General features: G+C 47.9%; 5 protein-coding genes and 1 pseudogene. 3 read left to right on the plus strand and 3 right to left on the minus strand.

Annotation, left to right across the window (positions count from 1 at the left end; genetic code table 11):
• Positions 1–31: 31 nt before the first annotated feature.
• The 3 genes from tlpC to hxlA all read right to left on the minus strand — a co-directional run bounded on the left by tlpC (position 32) and on the right by hxlA (position 3,058).
• On the minus strand, positions 32–1,753 hold the full coding sequence (gene tlpC, locus KXZ66_RS01930) for a methyl-accepting chemotaxis protein TlpC (RefSeq protein WP_103803501.1): 1,722 nt from the start codon (positions 1,751–1,753) through the stop codon (positions 32–34).
• A 109-nt stretch (positions 1,754–1,862) separates the two neighbouring features.
• Positions 1,863–2,420, minus strand: coding sequence for a 6-phospho-3-hexuloisomerase (hxlB, locus tag KXZ66_RS01935; protein WP_041850679.1), 558 nt, complete (start codon positions 2,418–2,420; stop codon positions 1,863–1,865).
• A gap of 5 nt (positions 2,421–2,425) precedes the next feature.
• A complete protein-coding gene (gene hxlA, locus KXZ66_RS01940) occupies positions 2,426–3,058 on the minus strand; it encodes a 3-hexulose-6-phosphate synthase (RefSeq protein WP_041850680.1) in 633 nt (210 codons plus the stop codon).
• Positions 3,059–3,289: 231 nt separating this feature from the next.
• On the opposite strand from hxlA, the gene hxlR reads away from it, so the two are divergent.
• From hxlR to srfAB, 3 genes and pseudogenes are all read left to right on the plus strand, one after another.
• Positions 3,290–3,652: a transcriptional activator HxlR gene (gene hxlR, locus KXZ66_RS01945; protein WP_003246265.1), complete on the plus strand. Its 363-nt coding sequence runs from the start codon at positions 3,290–3,292 to the stop codon at positions 3,650–3,652.
• A 575-nt stretch (positions 3,653–4,227) separates the two neighbouring features.
• Positions 4,228–14,991, plus strand: coding sequence for a surfactin non-ribosomal peptide synthetase SrfAA (srfAA, locus tag KXZ66_RS01950; RefSeq protein WP_154302942.1), 10,764 nt, complete (start codon positions 4,228–4,230; stop codon positions 14,989–14,991).
• A gap of 12 nt (positions 14,992–15,003) precedes the next feature.
• Positions 15,004–18,096, plus strand: a pseudogene (gene srfAB, locus KXZ66_RS22475) (surfactin non-ribosomal peptide synthetase SrfAB); the annotation flags it as partial.
• Positions 18,097–18,111: the final 15 nt, after the last annotated feature.

Below are 18,111 nucleotides of genomic sequence, written 5' to 3' on the forward strand. Positions count from 1 at the left end.
ATTGCCAATTTACAATAATGATAGTAAGTCATCAGCCGTTTTCGGCTTGATTAATCATTTTAAATTGGCTTATGATACCGGTAAGCTCCTCAGCTAATTGAGAAAGTGTTTCAGAAGCTGCGGTAATCTCCTCCATTGCAGCAAATTGCTCCTCTGTTAATGCAGCCGCTTGCCGGGTATTTTTAGTAGATTCTTTAATGTCGGCCGTATTGGCTGCAAAGGAATCATTTATATGATGTGCACTGGCTGAAATGTTTGTTACAGATGCTGATAAATCACTAATCTCGGCGCTGATTTCACCTGTTGCAGCTGCAATTTCCTTAAATGCATCTCTGGTGCGCTGGATCATGGTGACTCCTTCTGCAGCTTCTGTTTTCACATGCTCAACAGATCTTGCAGACCGATTCATATCCTTTTGTATTTCTATGATCAGTTTTGAAATCTGTCCCGCAGACTGTTGAGACTCTTCCGCTAATTTACGTACTTCATCAGCAACAACAGCAAAGCCTTTTCCTTGTTCACCGGCTCTGGCAGCTTCAATTGCTGCATTCAGCGCAAGCAGGTTTGTCTGATCGGCAATTTGGGTGATGACCGATAAAATTTGCTCAATTTGTTTAGAGCGGCCGTCTAACTGGTGTATGATTTCTCCGCTTTTCTGAATTGACTGGTGAATCGCATCCATTTGCGCCTGTACATTTGCAATTTCCTTTTGTCCAATGTCTGCTTTTGATTGCGCGAGCTGCCCTTTGTCAGCGATAGCGGCAGTATTTGCAGAAATATCCCGGATGTCTGCTGAAGCTTGTTTTAAAGAGCTTTCACTGTTTTCAATTCGGGTGATCTGATCTTGGGCTCCATTTGCAATCTGCTGTACAGCTTCTGTGATTTTTTCTGAAGCTTGATTTGTTTCCTCTGCTCCGGCTGAGAGCTGCTGAGAGGCTGACGCAAGCTGAAGGGCTGATTGTTGTACGGTTTGTATGGTATCGTTCAGCTTCATTCTCATCTTATTATAATAGACGCTTAGTTCTGAAAGCTCGTCACCGGTTTTGTCTGACACCTCTATTGTCATATCTCCGTTTCCGGCACTTTCAAAGGCGCTTTTTAAAGCGTTCAGCCGCTTGTTGATTTTTCTGGTGAAAACCAAAACAAGGATGACTGATACTATAATGACGATAACAAGAACGATAGCGAATTGAGTGAAAAGTGATTGTGTAAGTGATGCTAAAATACTTTGATTAGCTCCGGTATACAGCATGCCGATGATGTTCCCATTTTGATCTTTTAACGGCATGTATGCAGTCTGATAAGAAGAACCTGCTACATCTGCTTGTCCGTAAAAACGCTTTCCTTTCTTTAAAACAGCGGCAATAACTTCAGAAGAAGCCTGGGTGCCGACAGCTCTTTCGCCATTCTTCATGACATTGGTTGCAACACGAGTATCGCCTTGGAAAATGGTAATGGTATCACCTGTTTTTTCACCAAGCAGATCAACAATATCTTCATTTCCATTGATTTGTGTTTGCCCTTTATAGAGCTTATTGTTTTTCACCTGCCAGTCGCCTGACATGACATCATCAATATATGTGCTGCTTAAAGCGAGATCACCTTTCGCTTTTTCAGTTGCCATTTGTTTCATGCTTTCTGTAATTTCTTTAAGCATCACAGTGCCAACTGATGCCGAAAACAAAAGAATCACCACGAAAACGAGGCAAAGAATTTTAGTTCCTAGCTTCATCTTAAATCGTTTTATCAACATAATTCCTCCTTTTATGATTTATAGGTCATATTACTTATCGGGTTTTTGGGTTTAAAGTTTTATTTTTAAAAAATAAAACCGGCCTGATTTTCAGGCCGGTTGTGTGATGCTATTCAAGGTTTGCGTGGTGAGTGAACATAGTTTCAGAATCGAGTGCTTTTTTCTCCATGAGTTTTAAAATCACTGCATCATAAAATAGCAGCAAAGTTTGTTCAAATAATGTTCCCATTGGCTGAATGGTTTTATAGCTTCCGTTTGACTGATCTTTAGGAGAACCAGGCATTCTGATGATGAGGTCCGCTTGTTTTCCGATGCTTGATTCCGGATTGATGGTTAAAGCGGCAACAATTCCGTGTAAGCTTTTTGCTTTTGCTGCGGTATGAATCAAGCTCTTTGTCTCGCCTGATCCTGAGCCGATAATAACTAGATCTCCTTCGGCGAGCGGCGGAGTGAGAATCTCACCTACTATATGGGCGTTGAAGCCCATGTGCATCAATCTCATCGCGAAGGATTTTGCCATCAGGCCAGACCGCCCCGCACCCGCAGTGAAAATTTGGTGGGATGAAAGAATGTGATCGGCAAGCTGGTCAGCCTCTTCATTAGAAATATAAGCTGCTGAACGGTGTAACTCATTGAGAATTTCCGCTACGTATTCAGTCGTTTTCATCGGAGTTATCCTTGGGCAATCAGCTGCTTCATTTTTGAAGCTGTTTCCGCTTTATCAGCTGCGCTTGTAATTCCGCCCCCGACAATGACAAGGTCAGGCTTTTGCTGGATCACTTCTGGTAGTGTATCAAGTTTGATGCCGCCCGCGATTGCGGTTTTTGCGTTTTTTACGGTGTTTTTGATTGTCGTTAATTCTTCGAAAGAGTTCTTGCCCTCTGCTTGAAGATCATAGCCAGTGTGGACGCAGATGTAGTCAACACCGAGTGCGTCAATTTCTTGCGCACGGGTCTCGATATCTTTCACGTTAATCATGTCCACTAAGATTTTCTTCTTTTGTTTTTTGGCTTCTTCTACTGCGCCTTTAATCGTTGCGTCGTCTGTAGCCCCTAAAACGGTGATGATGTCAGCGCCTGCTTCCGACGCTTTCATAATTTCGTAGCCTCCGGCATCCATGATTTTCAGGTCTGCAAGAACCTTCAATTGAGGAAATGCTTCTTTTATTTCTTTAACGGCTCTTAGGCCTTCATTAATGACGACCGGTGTTCCGATTTCAACTACGTCGATGTATTGTTCTACCTCTTTGACAAGCTCAATGGCTTCTGGAATGTTGACGAGGTCTAATGCAAGCTGTAATTCCATTGTTGATCCACTCCCTTTTTCGAATTATTGTTCATTCTATAGGTTCCCTCTTTTGTTGAGAAGTAGGCACTTTGAAGTCAACAAGTTACTTGGAGGATACTGTGAGGAGAGGCAATCAGATTTCTTTCGCTTGATTTTATGAGTGAGTATAATGAAAAAAGAGTCTGCAAAAAAGTAAGTAAGTGATGATACGTATCAAACATACAAAAAGGTTACTAAGGGGGGATTCTATTGAGCCGGATGGACGACAAAAGGTTTAATTGTGAGAAGGAATTAACGCTTGCAGTGATTGGCGGTAAATGGAAAATGCTCATTTTGTGGCATTTAGGAAAAGAAGGCACAAAACGGTTCAATGAATTAAAAACATTGATTCCTGATATTACGCAGAAGATCCTCGTGAATCAGCTGAGAGAGCTTGAGCAGGATATGATTGTTCACAGGGAAGTGTATCCGGTTGTCCCGCCGAAGGTTGAATATTCTCTGACCCCGCACGGAGAAAGCCTCATGCCTATTCTTGAAGCCATGTATGAGTGGGGGAAAGGCTATATGGAATTGATTGATATCGACAAAAATGTCATGAAAGAATCGTTGTAAGACGCTCTTCGCAAGGGTGTCTTTTTTTTGCCTTTTTTTCGGTTTTTGCGCGGTACACATAGTCATGTAAAGATTGTAAATTGCAGTCAGCAATAAAAAAAGATTGAACGCAGCAGTTCGGTTTAAAAATTTTTATTTTTCTGTAAATAATGTTTAGTGGAAATGATTGCGGCATCCCGCAAAAATATCCCTGTAAATAAACTGGAATCTTTCGGCATACCGCATGAAACTTTTCACCCATTTTTCGGTGATAAAAACATTTTTTTCATTTAAAGTGAACGGTAGTAAGATAAAAAATATTGAAAACAATGAATAAATAGCCAAAATTGTTTCCTATTAGGATAGGGGATCTTGCGGTCTTTATCCGCTTATGTTAAACGCCGTAATGCTGACTGACGGCTGCCCGTTTTTATAGCGGCAATCTGTTTTTTTGTTTGGAAGCTCTGCTTTTTCAGTGTAGTACTTTGGGCTATTTCGGCTGTTAGTTCATAAGAATTAAAAGCTGATATGGATAAGAAAGAGAAAATGCGTTGCACATGTTCACTGCTTATAAAGATTAGGGGAGGTATGACAATATGGAAATAACTTTTTACCCTTTAACGGATGCACAAAAACGAATTTGGTACACAGAAAAATTTTATCCTCACACGAGCATTTCAAATCTTGCGGGGATTGGTAAGCTGGTTTCAGCTGATGCGATTGATTATGTGCTTGTTGAGCAGGCGATTCAAGAGTTTATTCGCAGAAATGACGCCATGCGCCTTCGGTTGCGGCTAGATGAAAATGGGGAGCCTGTTCAATATATTAGCGAGTATCGGCCTGTTGATATAAAACATACTGACACTACTGAAGATCCGAATGCGATAGAGTTTATTTCACAATGGAGCCGGGAGGAAACGAAGAAACCGTTGCCGTTGTACGATTGTGATTTGTTCCGTTTTTCCTTGTTCACCATAAAGGAAAATGAAGTGTGGTTTTACGCAAATGTTCATCACGTGATTTCTGATGGTATCTCCATGAATATTCTCGGGAATGCGATCATGCACATTTATTTAGAATTAGCCAGCGGCTCAGAGACAAAAGAAGGAATCTCGCATTCATTTATAGATCATGTTTTATCTGAACAGGACTATGCTCAATCGAAGCGGTTTGAAAAGGACAAGGCGTTTTGGAACAAGCAATTTGAATCGGTGCCTGAACTTGTTTCCCTGAAACGGAATGCATCCGCAGGGGGAAGTTTAGATGCTGAGAGGTTCTCTAAAGATGTGCCTGAAGCGCTTCATCAGCAGATTCTGTCGTTTTGTGAGGCGAATAAAGTCAGTGTTCTTTCGGTATTTCAATCGCTGCTCGCCGCCTATTTGTACAGGGTCAGCGGCCAGAATGATGTTGTGACGGGAACCTTTATGGGCAATCGGACAAATGCGAAAGAGAAGCAGATGCTTGGCATGTTTGTTTCTACGGTTCCGCTTCGGACAAACATTGACGGCGGGCAGGCGTTTTCAGAATTTGTAAAAGACCGGATGAAGGATCTCATGAAGACACTCCGCCACCAAAAGTACCCGTATAATCTCCTGATCAACGATTTGCGTGAAACAAAGAGCTCTCTGACCAAGCTGTTTACTGTTTCTCTTGAATATCAGGTGATGCAGTGGCAAAAAGAAGAGGACCTTGCCTTTTTGACTGAGCCGATTTTCAGCGGCAGCGGATTAAATGATGTCTCGATCCATGTGAAGGATCGATGGGATACTGGGAAACTCACCATAGATTTTGATTACCGCACTGATTTATTTTCACGTGAAGAAATCAACATGATTTGTGAGCGCATGATTACGATGCTGGAGAACGCGTTAACGCATCCAGAACATACAATTGATGAATTAACGATGATTTCTGATGCGGAGAAAGAGAAGCTGCTTGCGAGGGCCGGCGGTGAATCTGTGAGCTACCGTAAGGACATGACGATCCCGGAACTGTTCCAAGAAAAGGCTGAGCAGCTTTCAGATCATCCAGCGGTTGTATTTGAAGGTCGTACATTGTCCTATCGAATGTTACATGAACAATCCGCACACATCGCCAATGTGCTGAAACAGAAAGGGGTTGGCCCGGACAGTCCTGTTGCGGTTTTGATTGAACGTTCTGAACGGATGATTACAGCTATCATGGGGATTTTAAAAGCCGGCGGAGCCTATGTGCCGATTGATCCGGGTTTTCCTGCTGAGCGCATTCAATATATTTTGGAGGACTGCGGGGCGGACTTCATCCTGACTGAATCGAAGGTTGCGGCGCCTGAAGCCGATGCTGAGCTGGTTGACTTAGATCAGGCGATTGCGGAAGGTGCAGAGGAAAGCCTGAATGCAGATGTGAACGCACGGAACCTTGCCTACATTATTTACACATCGGGAACAACCGGACGCCCGAAAGGCGTTATGATCGAGCATCGCCAGGTTCATCATTTGGTTGAATCTCTGCAGCAGACGATTTATCAAAGCGGCAGCCAAACCCTGCGGATGGCATTGCTTGCGCCGTTCCACTTCGATGCGTCAGTGAAGCAGATCTTCGCGTCGCTTCTTTTGGGACAAACCCTTTATATCGTACCGAAGAAAACAGTGACGAACGGGGCCGCCCTTGCTGCATATTATCGGAGAAACAGCATTGAGGCGACGGATGGAACACCTGCTCATTTGCAAATGCTGGCAGCAGCAGGCGATTTTGAAGGCCTAAAACTGAAGCACATGCTGATCGGAGGAGAAGGCCTGTCATCTGTTGTTGCGGACAAGCTGCTGAAGCTGTTTAAAGAAGCCGGCACAGCGCCGCGTTTGACCAATGTGTACGGGCCGACTGAAACGTGCGTTGACGCGTCTGTTCATCCGGTTATCCCTGAGAGTGCAGTTCAATCAGCGTATGTGCCGATCGGGAAAGCGCTGGGGAACAATCGCTTATATATTTTGGATCAAAAAGGCCGGCTGCAGCCTGAAGGCGTGGCGGGCGAGCTTTATATCGCGGGAGACGGTGTGGGCCGAGGCTATTTGCATTTGCCTGAATTAACGGAAGAAAAGTTTTTACAAGATCCATTCGTGCCGGGCGATCGCATGTACCGGACCGGGGATGTGGTGCGCTGGCTTCCAGATGGAACAATCGAATATTTAGGCAGAGAGGACGACCAGGTCAAAGTCCGCGGATACCGGATTGAGCTTGGGGAAATTGAAGCCGTGATTCAGCAGGCGCCAGACGTTGCAAAAGCCGTTGTTTTGGCACGCCCTGACGAACAGGGAAATCTTGAGGTTTGCGCATATGTTGTGCAGAAGCCTGGAAGCGAATTTGCGCCAGCCGGTTTGAGGGAGCATGCGGCCAGACAGCTTCCTGACTATATGGTGCCGGCTTACTTTACAGAAGTGACAGAAATTCCGCTTACGCCAAGCGGCAAAGTCGACCGCCGCAAGCTGTTTGCACTAGAGGTGAAGGCTGTCAGCGGCACTGCCTATACAGCGCCGCGAAATGAGACTGAAAAAGCAATCGCAGCCATTTGGCAGGACGTGCTGAACGTTGAGAAGGCGGGGATTTTTGACAATTTCTTTGAAACGGGCGGGCATTCATTGAAGGCCATGACCCTTTTAACAAAGATTCATAAGGAAACAGGCATCGAGATTCCGCTTCAATTTTTGTTTGAGCATCCGACGATTGCGGCTCTTGCAGAGGAAGCTGATCACAGAGAAAGCCGGGCATTTTCGGTGATTGAACCTGCTGAAAAACAGGAGCATTACCCGCTTTCATTGGCACAGCAGCGAACATATATCGTCAGCCAATTCGAGGATGCAGGAGTCGGCTACAACATGCCTGCGGCAGCAATTCTGGAAGGGCCTTTAGATATTCAAAAGCTGGAGCGCGCATTTCAGGGGTTAATCCGACGCCACGAGTCTTTGAGAACGTCATTTGTTCTTGAAAACAGCACGCCGAGACAGAACATTCACGATAGCGTTGATTTCAACATCGAAATGATTGAAAGAGGCGGCCGCTCAGATGAGGCAATTATGACTTCATTCGTTCGGACATTTGATTTGGCGAAAGCTCCGCTGTTCAGAATCGGTTTGCTGGGGCTTGAAGAGAACCGTCATATGCTGCTGTTTGACATGCACCACTTGATTTCTGACGGTGTATCGATTGGCATTATGCTGGAGGAGTTAGCACGCATTTATAAAGGCGAACAGCTTCCTGAGCTTCGTCTCCAGTATAAGGACTACGCTGTATGGCAAAGCAGACAGGCTGCTGAAGGGTACAAGAAGGACCAGGCTTATTGGAAGGAAGTCTTTGCAGGCGAGCTCCCGGTGCTTCAGCTTCTGTCCGATTACCCAAGACCACCTGTTCAAAGCTTTGAAGGGGATCGGGTGTCAATCAAGCTGGATGCGGGGGTAAAGGATCGCCTCAATCGTTTGGCTGAACAAAACGGCGCCACTTTATATATGGTGATGCTGTCCGCTTACTATACGCTTTTGTCAAAGTATACGGGACAGGATGACATCATTGTCGGGACACCGTCAGCGGGCAGAAATCACTCCGATACAGAGGGCATTATCGGGATGTTCGTCAATACGCTTGCGATTCGCAGTGAGGTGAAGCAGGACGAGACGTTTACCCAATTGATCTCGCGTGTCCGCAAACGGGTGCTGAATGCCTTTTCTCATCAGGACTATCCGTTTGAGTGGCTTGTTGAAGATTTGAACATCCCGCGTGATGTTAGCAGGCATCCGCTGTTTGACACGATGTTCAGCCTTCAAAACGCGACAGAGGGCATTCCGGCTGTCGGCGATCTGTCCTTGTCTGTTCATGAGACCAATTTCAAGATTGCCAAATTTGATTTGACGGTGCAGGCGAGAGAAATCGATGAAGGCATTGAGCTTGATTTGGATTACAGCACAAAGCTGTTTAAACAAAGCACGGCAAACAGGCTGCTTACGCATTTTACGCGTTTGCTTGAAGATGCTGCGGCTGATCCAGAGAAGCCGATTTCTGAGTATAAGCTTCTTTCTGAAGAGGAGGCCGCTTCGCAAATTCAGCAGTTTAACCCGGGCAGAACACCTTATCCTAAAGATAAAACAATTGTTCAGCTGTTCGAGGAGCAAGCGGCGAATACGCCAGACCACACTGCGCTTCAATATGAAGGCGAATCACTCACTTATCGTGAACTGAATGAACGGGCCAATCGTTTAGCCCGCGGCATTCTTTCTCTTGGAGCTGGCGAAGGCAGAACTGCGGCTGTCTTATGCGAGCGGTCAATGGATATGATTGTGTCGATCTTGGCAGTATTAAAATCAGGTTCGGCTTATGTTCCGATCGATCCGGAACATCCGATTCAGCGGATGCAGCATTTCTTCCGTGACAGCGGAGCAAAGGTGCTTCTCACTCAGAGGAAATTAAAGGCTTTGGCGGAAGAAGCGGAATTTAAGGGCGTTATCGTGCTAGCCGATGAGGAAGAAAGCTATCATGCCGATGCGCGAAATCTCGCACTGCCTCTTGATTCTGCAGCAATGGCCAACCTGACGTATACTTCCGGAACGACTGGAACACCTAAGGGGAATATCGTGACACATGCCAATATCCTCCGCACGGTGAAGGAAACGAATTATCTCAGCATTACAGAACAGGATACGATTCTCGGTCTTTCCAATTACGTGTTTGACGCGTTTATGTTCGATATGTTCGGCTCTTTGTTAAACGGAGCCAAGCTGGTGCTGATACCGAAGGAAACCGTTTTGGACATGGCTCGCCTGTCCCGCGTCATTGAACGGGAGAACATCAGCATTCTCATGATTACAACCGCTTTGTTCCACTTGCTTGTGGACTTGAATCCGGCATGCTTGTCAACGCTTCGCAAGATTATGTTTGGCGGGGAACGGGCCTCGGTTGAGCATGTCAGAAAAGCTTTGCAAACGGTTGGAAAGGGCAAGCTCCTTCACATGTATGGACCGTCTGAAAGCACGGTTTTCGCGACGTATCATCCGGTTGATGAATTGGAGGAGCACACGCTGTCTGTTCCGATTGGAAAACCGGTCAGCAATACGGAAGTATACATTCTTGACCGTACGGGACACGTGCAGCCTGCCGGGATTGCCGGAGAGCTTTGCGTCAGCGGCGAAGGACTCGTGAAAGGCTATTACAACCGTCCAGAACTGACTGAGGAGAAATTTGTTCCCCATCCGTTTACATCCGGCGAACGCATGTATAAAACGGGAGACCTTGCGAGATGGCTGCCGAATGGCGACATCGAATTTATCGGGCGAATCGACCATCAGGTGAAGATTCGCGGACAGCGCATCGAGCTTGGAGAAATCGAACATCAGCTGCAAACCCATGATCGTGTTCAGGAGAGTGTTGTGCTTGCCGTTGATCAAGGAGCGGGAGATAAACTGTTGTGTGCTTACTATGTCGGAGAGGGAGACATCTCATCACAAGAGATGAGAGAGCATGCTGCGAAGGACTTGCCGGCATATATGGTTCCTGCGGTATTTATCCAAATGGACGAGCTGCCGCTGACAGGGAACGGAAAAATTGACCGGAGAGCGCTGCCGATTCCTGATGCCAACGTTTCAAGAGGTGTTTCATATGTTGCGCCACGCAATGGAACGGAACAAAAAGTCGCAGACATTTGGGCACAGGTACTTCAGGCAGAACAAGTCGGCGTTTATGACCACTTCTTTGACATTGGCGGACATTCATTAGCAGGCATGAAGATGCTTGCCTTGGTTCATCAGGAACTGGGCGTTGAGCTGTCACTCAAGGATCTCTTCCAATCACCGACGGTTGAGGGCTTGGCACAGGTGATTGCCTCTGCTGAAAAAGGGACAGCCGCAAGTATCAGCCCGGCAGAGAAACAAGATACGTATCCTGTTTCTTCACCGCAAAAACGGATGTACGTGCTTCAGCAGCTTGAGGATGCGCAAACGAGCTATAACATGCCAGCGGTTCTGCGCCTGACAGGTGAGCTTGATGTTGAAAGGCTTAACAGCGTCATGCAGCAGTTAATGCAGCGTCATGAAGCCTTGAGAACCACGTTTGAAATAAAAGATGGAGAAACGGTGCAGCGGATCTGGGAAGAGGCTGAGTGCGAGATAGCCTATTTCGAAGCCCCGGAAGAAGAGACAGAGCGGATCGTTTCTGAGTTTATTAAGCCTTTCAAAATCGACCAACTTCCACTGTTCAGAATAGGGCTTATCAAGCATTCAGACACTGAGCATGTGCTGCTGTTCGATATGCATCATATTATTTCTGATGGTGCATCTGTCGGTGTGCTGATTGAGGAGCTTTCAAAGCTGTACGACGGAGAAACCCTTGAGCCGCTCCGTATTCAATATAAGGATTATGCCGTGTGGCAGCAGCAGTTCATTCAGTCTGAGCTTTACAAGAAGCAAGAAGAGCATTGGCTGAAGGAGCTGGACGGAGAGCTGCCGGTGCTGACGCTTCCGACTGATTACAGTCGGCCTGCCGTTCAAACATTTGAGGGAGACCGCATTGCATTTTCATTAGAAGCAGGCAAAGCTGATGCTCTGCGCAGGCTTGCAAAAGAAACGGATTCCACGCTTTACATGGTGCTTCTGGCTTCATACAGTGCATTTTTATCAAAACTTAGCGGGCAAGACGATATCATCGTCGGTTCACCTGTGGCCGGACGATCTCAAGCGGACGTCAGCCGCGTCATCGGAATGTTCGTCAATACATTGGCGTTGCGCACGTATCCGAAGGGTGAAAAGACGTTTGCCAACTATCTTAACGAAGTGAAAGAAACGGCACTCAGCGCTTTTGATGCGCAGGATTACCCACTTGAGGACTTGATCGGAAATGTTCAGGTTCAGCGTGACACAAGCAGAAATCCGTTATTCGATGCAGTTTTTTCAATGCAAAATGCGAATATAAAGGATTTAACAATGAAAGGGATTCAGCTTGAGCCGCATCCGTTTGAACGGAAAACAGCCAAGTTTGACCTCACGCTGACGGCTGACGAAACCGACGGAGGGCTTACATTCGTACTCGAATACAATACAGCTCTGTTTAAGCAGGAAACGATTGAACGATGGAAGCAATATTGGATGGAGCTTTTAGATGCTGTTACTGATAACCCGAACCAGCCGCTTTCCAGCCTGTCACTGGTCACAGAGACAGAAAAGCAAGCGCTTCTTGAGGCATGGAAGGGCAAGGCGCTGCCTGTGCCGACAGACAAAACAGTTCATCAGCTATTCGAAGAGACTGTCCAGCGCCACAAAGACCGCCCGGCTGTCACATACAACGGCCAGTCTTGGACGTACGGCGAGCTGAATGCGAAGGCAAACCGTCTCGCGCGGATTCTGATGGACTGCGGCATCAGCCCGGATGACCGCGTCGGCATTCTCACGAAGCCGTCGCTTGAAATGTCCGCCGCGGTGCTCGGCGTCTTGAAAGCCGGAGCGGCGTTTGTGCCGATTGATCCTGACTACCCGGATCAGCGGATTGAGTATATTTTACAGGACAGCGGCGCGAAGCTCCTCTTGAAACAGGAAGGCATTTCAGTGCCGGACAGCTATACGGGAGATGTCATTCTTCTCGACGGAAGCCGCACGATTCTAAGCCTGCCGCTTGATGAAAACGACGAGGGAAATCCAGAGACGGCTGTAACCGCGGAGAACTTGGCGTACATGATTTACACGTCTGGAACGACCGGACAGCCGAAGGGTGTCATGGTCGAGCACCATGCGCTTGTGAACCTGTGCTTCTGGCACCACGACGCGTTCAGCATGACAGCGGAGGACCGCAGTGCGAAGTACGCGGGCTTCGGGTTCGACGCTTCCATTTGGGAGATGTTCCCGACCTGGACGATCGGCGCCGAACTTCACGTCATTGATGAAGCGATCCGCCTCGATATCGTCCGCCTGAACGATTATTTTGAAACGAACGGCGTAACGATCACGTTCCTGCCGACACAGCTTGCGGAACAGTTCATGGAGCTTGAGAACACATCACTTCGCGTATTGCTCACCGGAGGAGACAAGCTGAAGCGCGCAGTGAAAAAGCCGTACACACTCGTCAACAACTACGGGCCGACAGAAAACACGGTCGTTGCCACAAGCGCAGAAATCCATCCGGAGGAAGGCTCGCTTTCCATCGGACGGGCCATTGCCAATACGAGAGTATACATTCTCGGCGAGGGCAATCAGGTGCAGCCGGAAGGCGTAGCCGGAGAGCTTTGCGTGGCGGGGCGCGGACTGGCGCGAGGCTATCTGAATCGGGAAGACGAAACCGCGAAGCGGTTTGTCGCTGATCCGTTTGTGCCGGGTGCGCGCATGTACCGCACCGGCGATTTGGTGAAATGGACGGGCGGCGGCATCGAATACATCGGCCGGATCGACCAGCAGGTCAAGGTCCGCGGCTACCGGATCGAGCTTTCAGAAATTGAAGTCCAGCTCGCCCAGCTTTCTGCGGTGCAGGATGCGGCGGTGACAGCTGTCAAAGATAAAGGCGGCAACACAGCGATCGCGGCGTATGTCACCCCGGAATCAGCTGACATAGAAGCACTGAAATCAGCACTGAAGGAAACCCTGCCGGATTACATGATCCCGGCGTTCTGGGTGACGCTGGACGAGCTTCCGGTTACGGCAAACGGCAAAGTGGACCGCAAAGCCTTGCCTGAGCCGGACATCGAAGCGGGAAGCGGAGAATACAAAGCGCCGACGACCGACATGGAAGAACTGCTTGCCGGCATCTGGCAGGACGTGCTTGGAATGTCTGAAGTCGGTGTCACCGACAATTTCTTCTCGCTTGGCGGAGATTCCATCAAAGGAATTCAAATGGCGAGCCGCTTGAACCAGCACGGCTGGAAGCTGGAAATGAAAGATCTCTTCCAGCACCCGACGATCGAAGAGCTTACCCAGTACGTAGAGCGTGCCGAAGGCAAACAGGCAGACCAAGGCCCGGTGGAGGGCGAAGTCATCCTGACGCCGATCCAGCGCTGGTTCTTTGAAAAGAACTTCACGAACAAGCACCACTGGAACCAATCGGTGATGCTTTACGCCGCGAAGGGCTTTGATCCTGAACGGGTGGAGAAAACGTTGCAGGCGCTGATCGAGCATCATGACGCGCTCCGTATGGTCTACCGTGAGGGACAGGAAGACGTCATTCAATACAACAGAGGTCTTGAAGCTGCTTCCGCTCAATTGGAGGTCATCCAGATTGAGGGCCAAGCTGCAGATTACGAAGACCGTATAGAGAGAGAAGCGGAGCGTTTGCAAAGCAGCATCGACTTGCAGGAAGGCGGCTTGTTAAAAGCAGGCTTGTTCCAAGCGGAAGACGGAGACCACTTGCTTCTTGCCATTCACCACTTAGTGGTTGACGGCGTGTCGTGGCGGATTTTACTGGAGGATTTCGCCGCAGTATATACACAGCTTGAGCAAGGCAATGAACCGGTTCTCCCGCAGAAAACACATTCATTTGCAGAGTATGCAGAGAGATTGCAAGACTTCGCGAACTCCAAAGCCTTTTTGAAAGAAAAAGAGTATTGGAGACAGCTTGAAGAACAAGCTGTCGCGGCAAAGCTTCCGAAAGACCGCGAATCTGGTGATCAGCGAATGAAACATACAAAGACAATTGAATTCTCGCTGACTGCTGAAGAGACAGAACAGCTCACCACAAAGGTGCATGAGGCATATCACACAGAAATGAATGATATTTTGCTGACGGCATTCGGATTGGCAATGAAGGAGTGGACGGGTCAAGATCGAGTAAGTGTTCATTTAGAGGGGCATGGACGTGAAGAAATCATAGAAGACCTGACCATTTCCCGCACAGTCGGCTGGTTTACAAGTATGTACCCAATGGTGCTCGATATGAAGCATGCGGATGATCTGGGCTACCAGCTGAAGCAAATGAAAGAAGATATCAGACATGTGCCGAATAAGGGAGTCGGATACGGCATTCTGCGCTATTTGACAGCGCCCGAACATAAAGAAGATGTGGCGTTCTCGATTCAGCCGGATGTCAGCTTCAACTATTTAGGTCAGTTTGACGAAATGTCGGATGCAGGTTTGTTTACGAGATCAGAGCTGCCGTCAGGACAGTCATTAAGCCCTGAAACAGAAAAACCGAATGCGCTGGATGTTGTCGGATATATCGAAAACGGAAAACTGACGATGTCACTGGCCTATCATTCTCTTGAATTTCATGAAAAAACAGTACAAACATTCAGTGACAGCTTTAAAGCGCATCTTCTCAGAATCATTGAACATTGCCTATCTCAAGACGGTACGGAACTGACCCCGAGTGATCTTGGTGACGACGATTTGACGCTGGATGAGCTGGATAAATTAATGGAAATTTTCTAATAGAGGTGGCATATGAGCAAAAAATCGATTCAAAAGGTGTACGCACTGACACCAATGCAGGAGGGAATGCTGTATCATGCGATGCTTGATCCGCATTCTTCCTCGTACTTCACACAATTAGAGCTTGGGATTCACGGCGCTTTTGATCTTGAAATCTTTGAGAAAAGCGTCAATGAACTGATTCGGTCATACGATATTCTCCGTACGGTATTTGTGCATCAGCAGCTGCAAAAACCGCGTCAGGTCGTGTTAGCGGAACGCAAAACAAAGGTGCATTATGAGGATATCAGTCATGCAGACGAGAACCGCCAGAAGGAGCACATTGAGCGTTACAAACAAGACGTTCAGCGCCAAGGCTTTAACCTGGCAAAAGACATATTGTTCAAGGTAGCGGTTTTCCGCCTTGATGCAGATCAGCTGTATCTTGTCTGGAGCAATCATCATATTATGATGGACGGCTGGAGCATGGGCGTCCTCATGAAAAGCCTGTTCCAAAACTATGAAGCGCTCAGAGCAGGAAGGACACCTGCAAACGGTCAAGGCAAGCCTTACTCCGATTACATCAAGTGGCTTGGAAAACAGGACAATGAAGAAGCGGAGAGCTACTGGAGCGAGCGCTTGGCGGGTTTTGAACAGCCAAGCGTGCTCCCGGGCCGCCTGCCTGTGAAAAAAGACGAATACGTCAATAAAGAATATTCATTTACATGGGACGAAACACTGGTTGCCCGTATTCAGCAAACCGCAAATCTCCATCAAGTGACAGGGCCTAACCTATTTCAGGCCGTTTGGGGCATTGTTCTCAGCAAATACAACTTTACGGATGATGTGGTCTTCGGAACGGTCGTCTCGGGACGACCGTCTGAAATCAACGGAATCGAAACGATGGCGGGGCTGTTTATCAACACCATTCCAGTGCGGGTGAAAGTTGAAGGAGATGCTGCATTCGCTGATATTTTCACAGCTGTTCAGCAGCATGCAGTAGAGGCAGAGCGTTACGATTACGTGCCGCTCTATGAGATTCAAAAACGCTCAGCTCTTGATGGCAATCTCTTAAACCATCTGGTCGCGTTTGAAAATTATCCGCTTGATCAAGAGCTTGAAAACGGCAGCATGGAAGACCGCCTCGGGTTTTCGATTAAGGTAAAAAGAGCATTTGAACAAACGAGCTTCGATTTCAACCTGATTGTGTATCCGGGCAAAACGTGGACCGTCAAAATTAAATATAACGGAGCCGCCTTTGATTCCGCTTTTATCGAACGGACAGCGGAGCACCTTACCCGCATGATGGAAGCAGCTGTCGACCAGCCGGCCGCTTTTGTGCGTAAGTACGGGCTTGTTGGAGACGAAGAGCAGCGGCAAATTGTCGAGGTGTTTAACAGCACGAAAGCCGAACTCCCTGAAGGAATGGCTATTCATCAGGTGTTTGAAGAGCAAGCAAAACGGACGCCGGCGAGCACTGCCGTCGTATATGAAGGAACCGAGCTGACGTACCGCGAGCTGAATGCAGCGGCCAACCGTCTGGCGAGAAAGCTTGTCGAACAAGGGCTTCAAAAAGGGGAAACAGCAGCGATTATGAACGACCGCTCAGTAGAAACCGTTGTCGGCATGCTGGCTGTTTTAAAAGCAGGTGCCGTATATGTGCCGCTTGATCCAGCGCTTCCTGGGGATCGTCTTCGTTTCATGGCAGAGGACAGCTCCGTTCGAATGGTTTTGATCGGAAATTCTTATACAGGGCAGGCGCATCAGCTGCAAGTGCCGATTCTTACACTGGACATAGGTTTTGAAGAGCGTGAAGCGGCTGACAATCTCAACCTGCCATCCGCCCCGTCTGATTTGGCGTACATCATGTACACATCCGGTTCAACGGGCAAACCGAAAGGCGTCATGATCGAACATAAAAGCATTCTGCGCCTCGTCAAAAATGCCGGGTACGTTCCTGTTACTGAAGAGGACCGCATGGCGCAAACGGGGGCAGTCAGCTTTGATGCCGGAACGTTTGAGGTATTCGGCGCACTGCTGAATGGCGCAGCGCTTTATCCGGTCAAAAAAGAGACGCTGCTTGATGCGAAACAATTTGCTGCATTTCTGCGTGAGCAAAGAATCTCGACGATGTGGCTGACATCACCTTTATTCAACCAGCTTGCTGCAAAGGATGCGGGTATGTTCGGCACACTGCGCCATTTAATCATCGGCGGAGATGCCCTTGTCCCGCATATTGTCAGCAAAGTAAAACAGGCATCGCCGTCGCTTTCATTGTGGAACGGATACGGCCCGACAGAAAACACGACATTTTCAACCAGTTTTCTGATCGACCGCGAGTATGGCGGCTCTATCCCAATCGGGAAGCCGATCGGTAATTCCACTGCCTACATCCTGGATGAGCAGCAATGCCTGCAGCCAATCGGCGCGCCTGGTGAGCTTTGCGTAGGCGGAATCGGTGTAGCGCGTGGGTATGTCAATCTCCCTGAGCTGACAGAGAAGCAATTTCTCGAAGATCCATTCAGACCGGGTGAGAGAATTTATCGCACTGGTGACTTGGCAAGATGGCTGCCGGACGGCAATATCGAATTTTTAGGAAGAATCGACAATCAAGTGAAGGTGCGCGGCTTCCGAATTGAGCTTGGCGAAATTGAAACAAAACTGAACATGGCTGAGCATGTGACAGAGGCTGCGGTGATCATCCGCAAGAACAAAGCGGATGAAAATGAAATTTGCGCGTACTTTACGGCGGACCGTGAAGTGGCTGTGAGCGAGCTGAGAAAAACACTGTCTCAGTCTTTGCCTGACTATATGGTCCCTGCCCACCTGATTCAAATGGACAGTCTGCCGCTCACGCCAAACGGGAAAATCAACAAAAAAGAACTGCCTGCACCGCAATCAGAAGCCGTGCAGCCGGAATACGCAGCACCAGAAACAGAGAGTGAAAAGAAATTAGCGGAGATCTGGGAAGGAATACTCGGCGTCAGAGCAGGCGTTACCGATAACTTCTTTATGATCGGCGGCCATTCTTTGAAAGCGATGATGATGACGGCGAAAATTCAAGAGCATTTTCATAAGGAAGTTCCGATAAAAGTGCTTTTTGAAAAGCCGACTATTCAAGAACTGGCACTGTATTTGGAA

This window comes from Bacillus sp. LJBS17, from assembly GCF_019334685.1.
Taxonomy (GTDB): domain Bacteria; phylum Bacillota; class Bacilli; order Bacillales; family Bacillaceae; genus Bacillus; species Bacillus subtilis.

Bases quoted from the DNA above. Each gene is read 5' to 3' on its own strand.
- hxlA (WP_041850680.1), bottom strand. From the start codon at position 3,058: ATGGAATTACAGCTTGCATTAGACCTCGTCAACATTCCAGAAGCCATT.
- srfAA (WP_154302942.1), top strand. From the start codon at position 4,228: ATGGAAATAACTTTTTACCCTTTAACGGATGCACAAAAACGAATTTGG.
- tlpC (WP_103803501.1), bottom strand. From the start codon at position 1,753: ATGTTGATAAAACGATTTAAGATGAAGCTAGGAACTAAAATTCTTTGC.
- hxlB (WP_041850679.1), bottom strand. From the start codon at position 2,420: ATGAAAACGACTGAATACGTAGCGGAAATTCTCAATGAGTTACACCGT.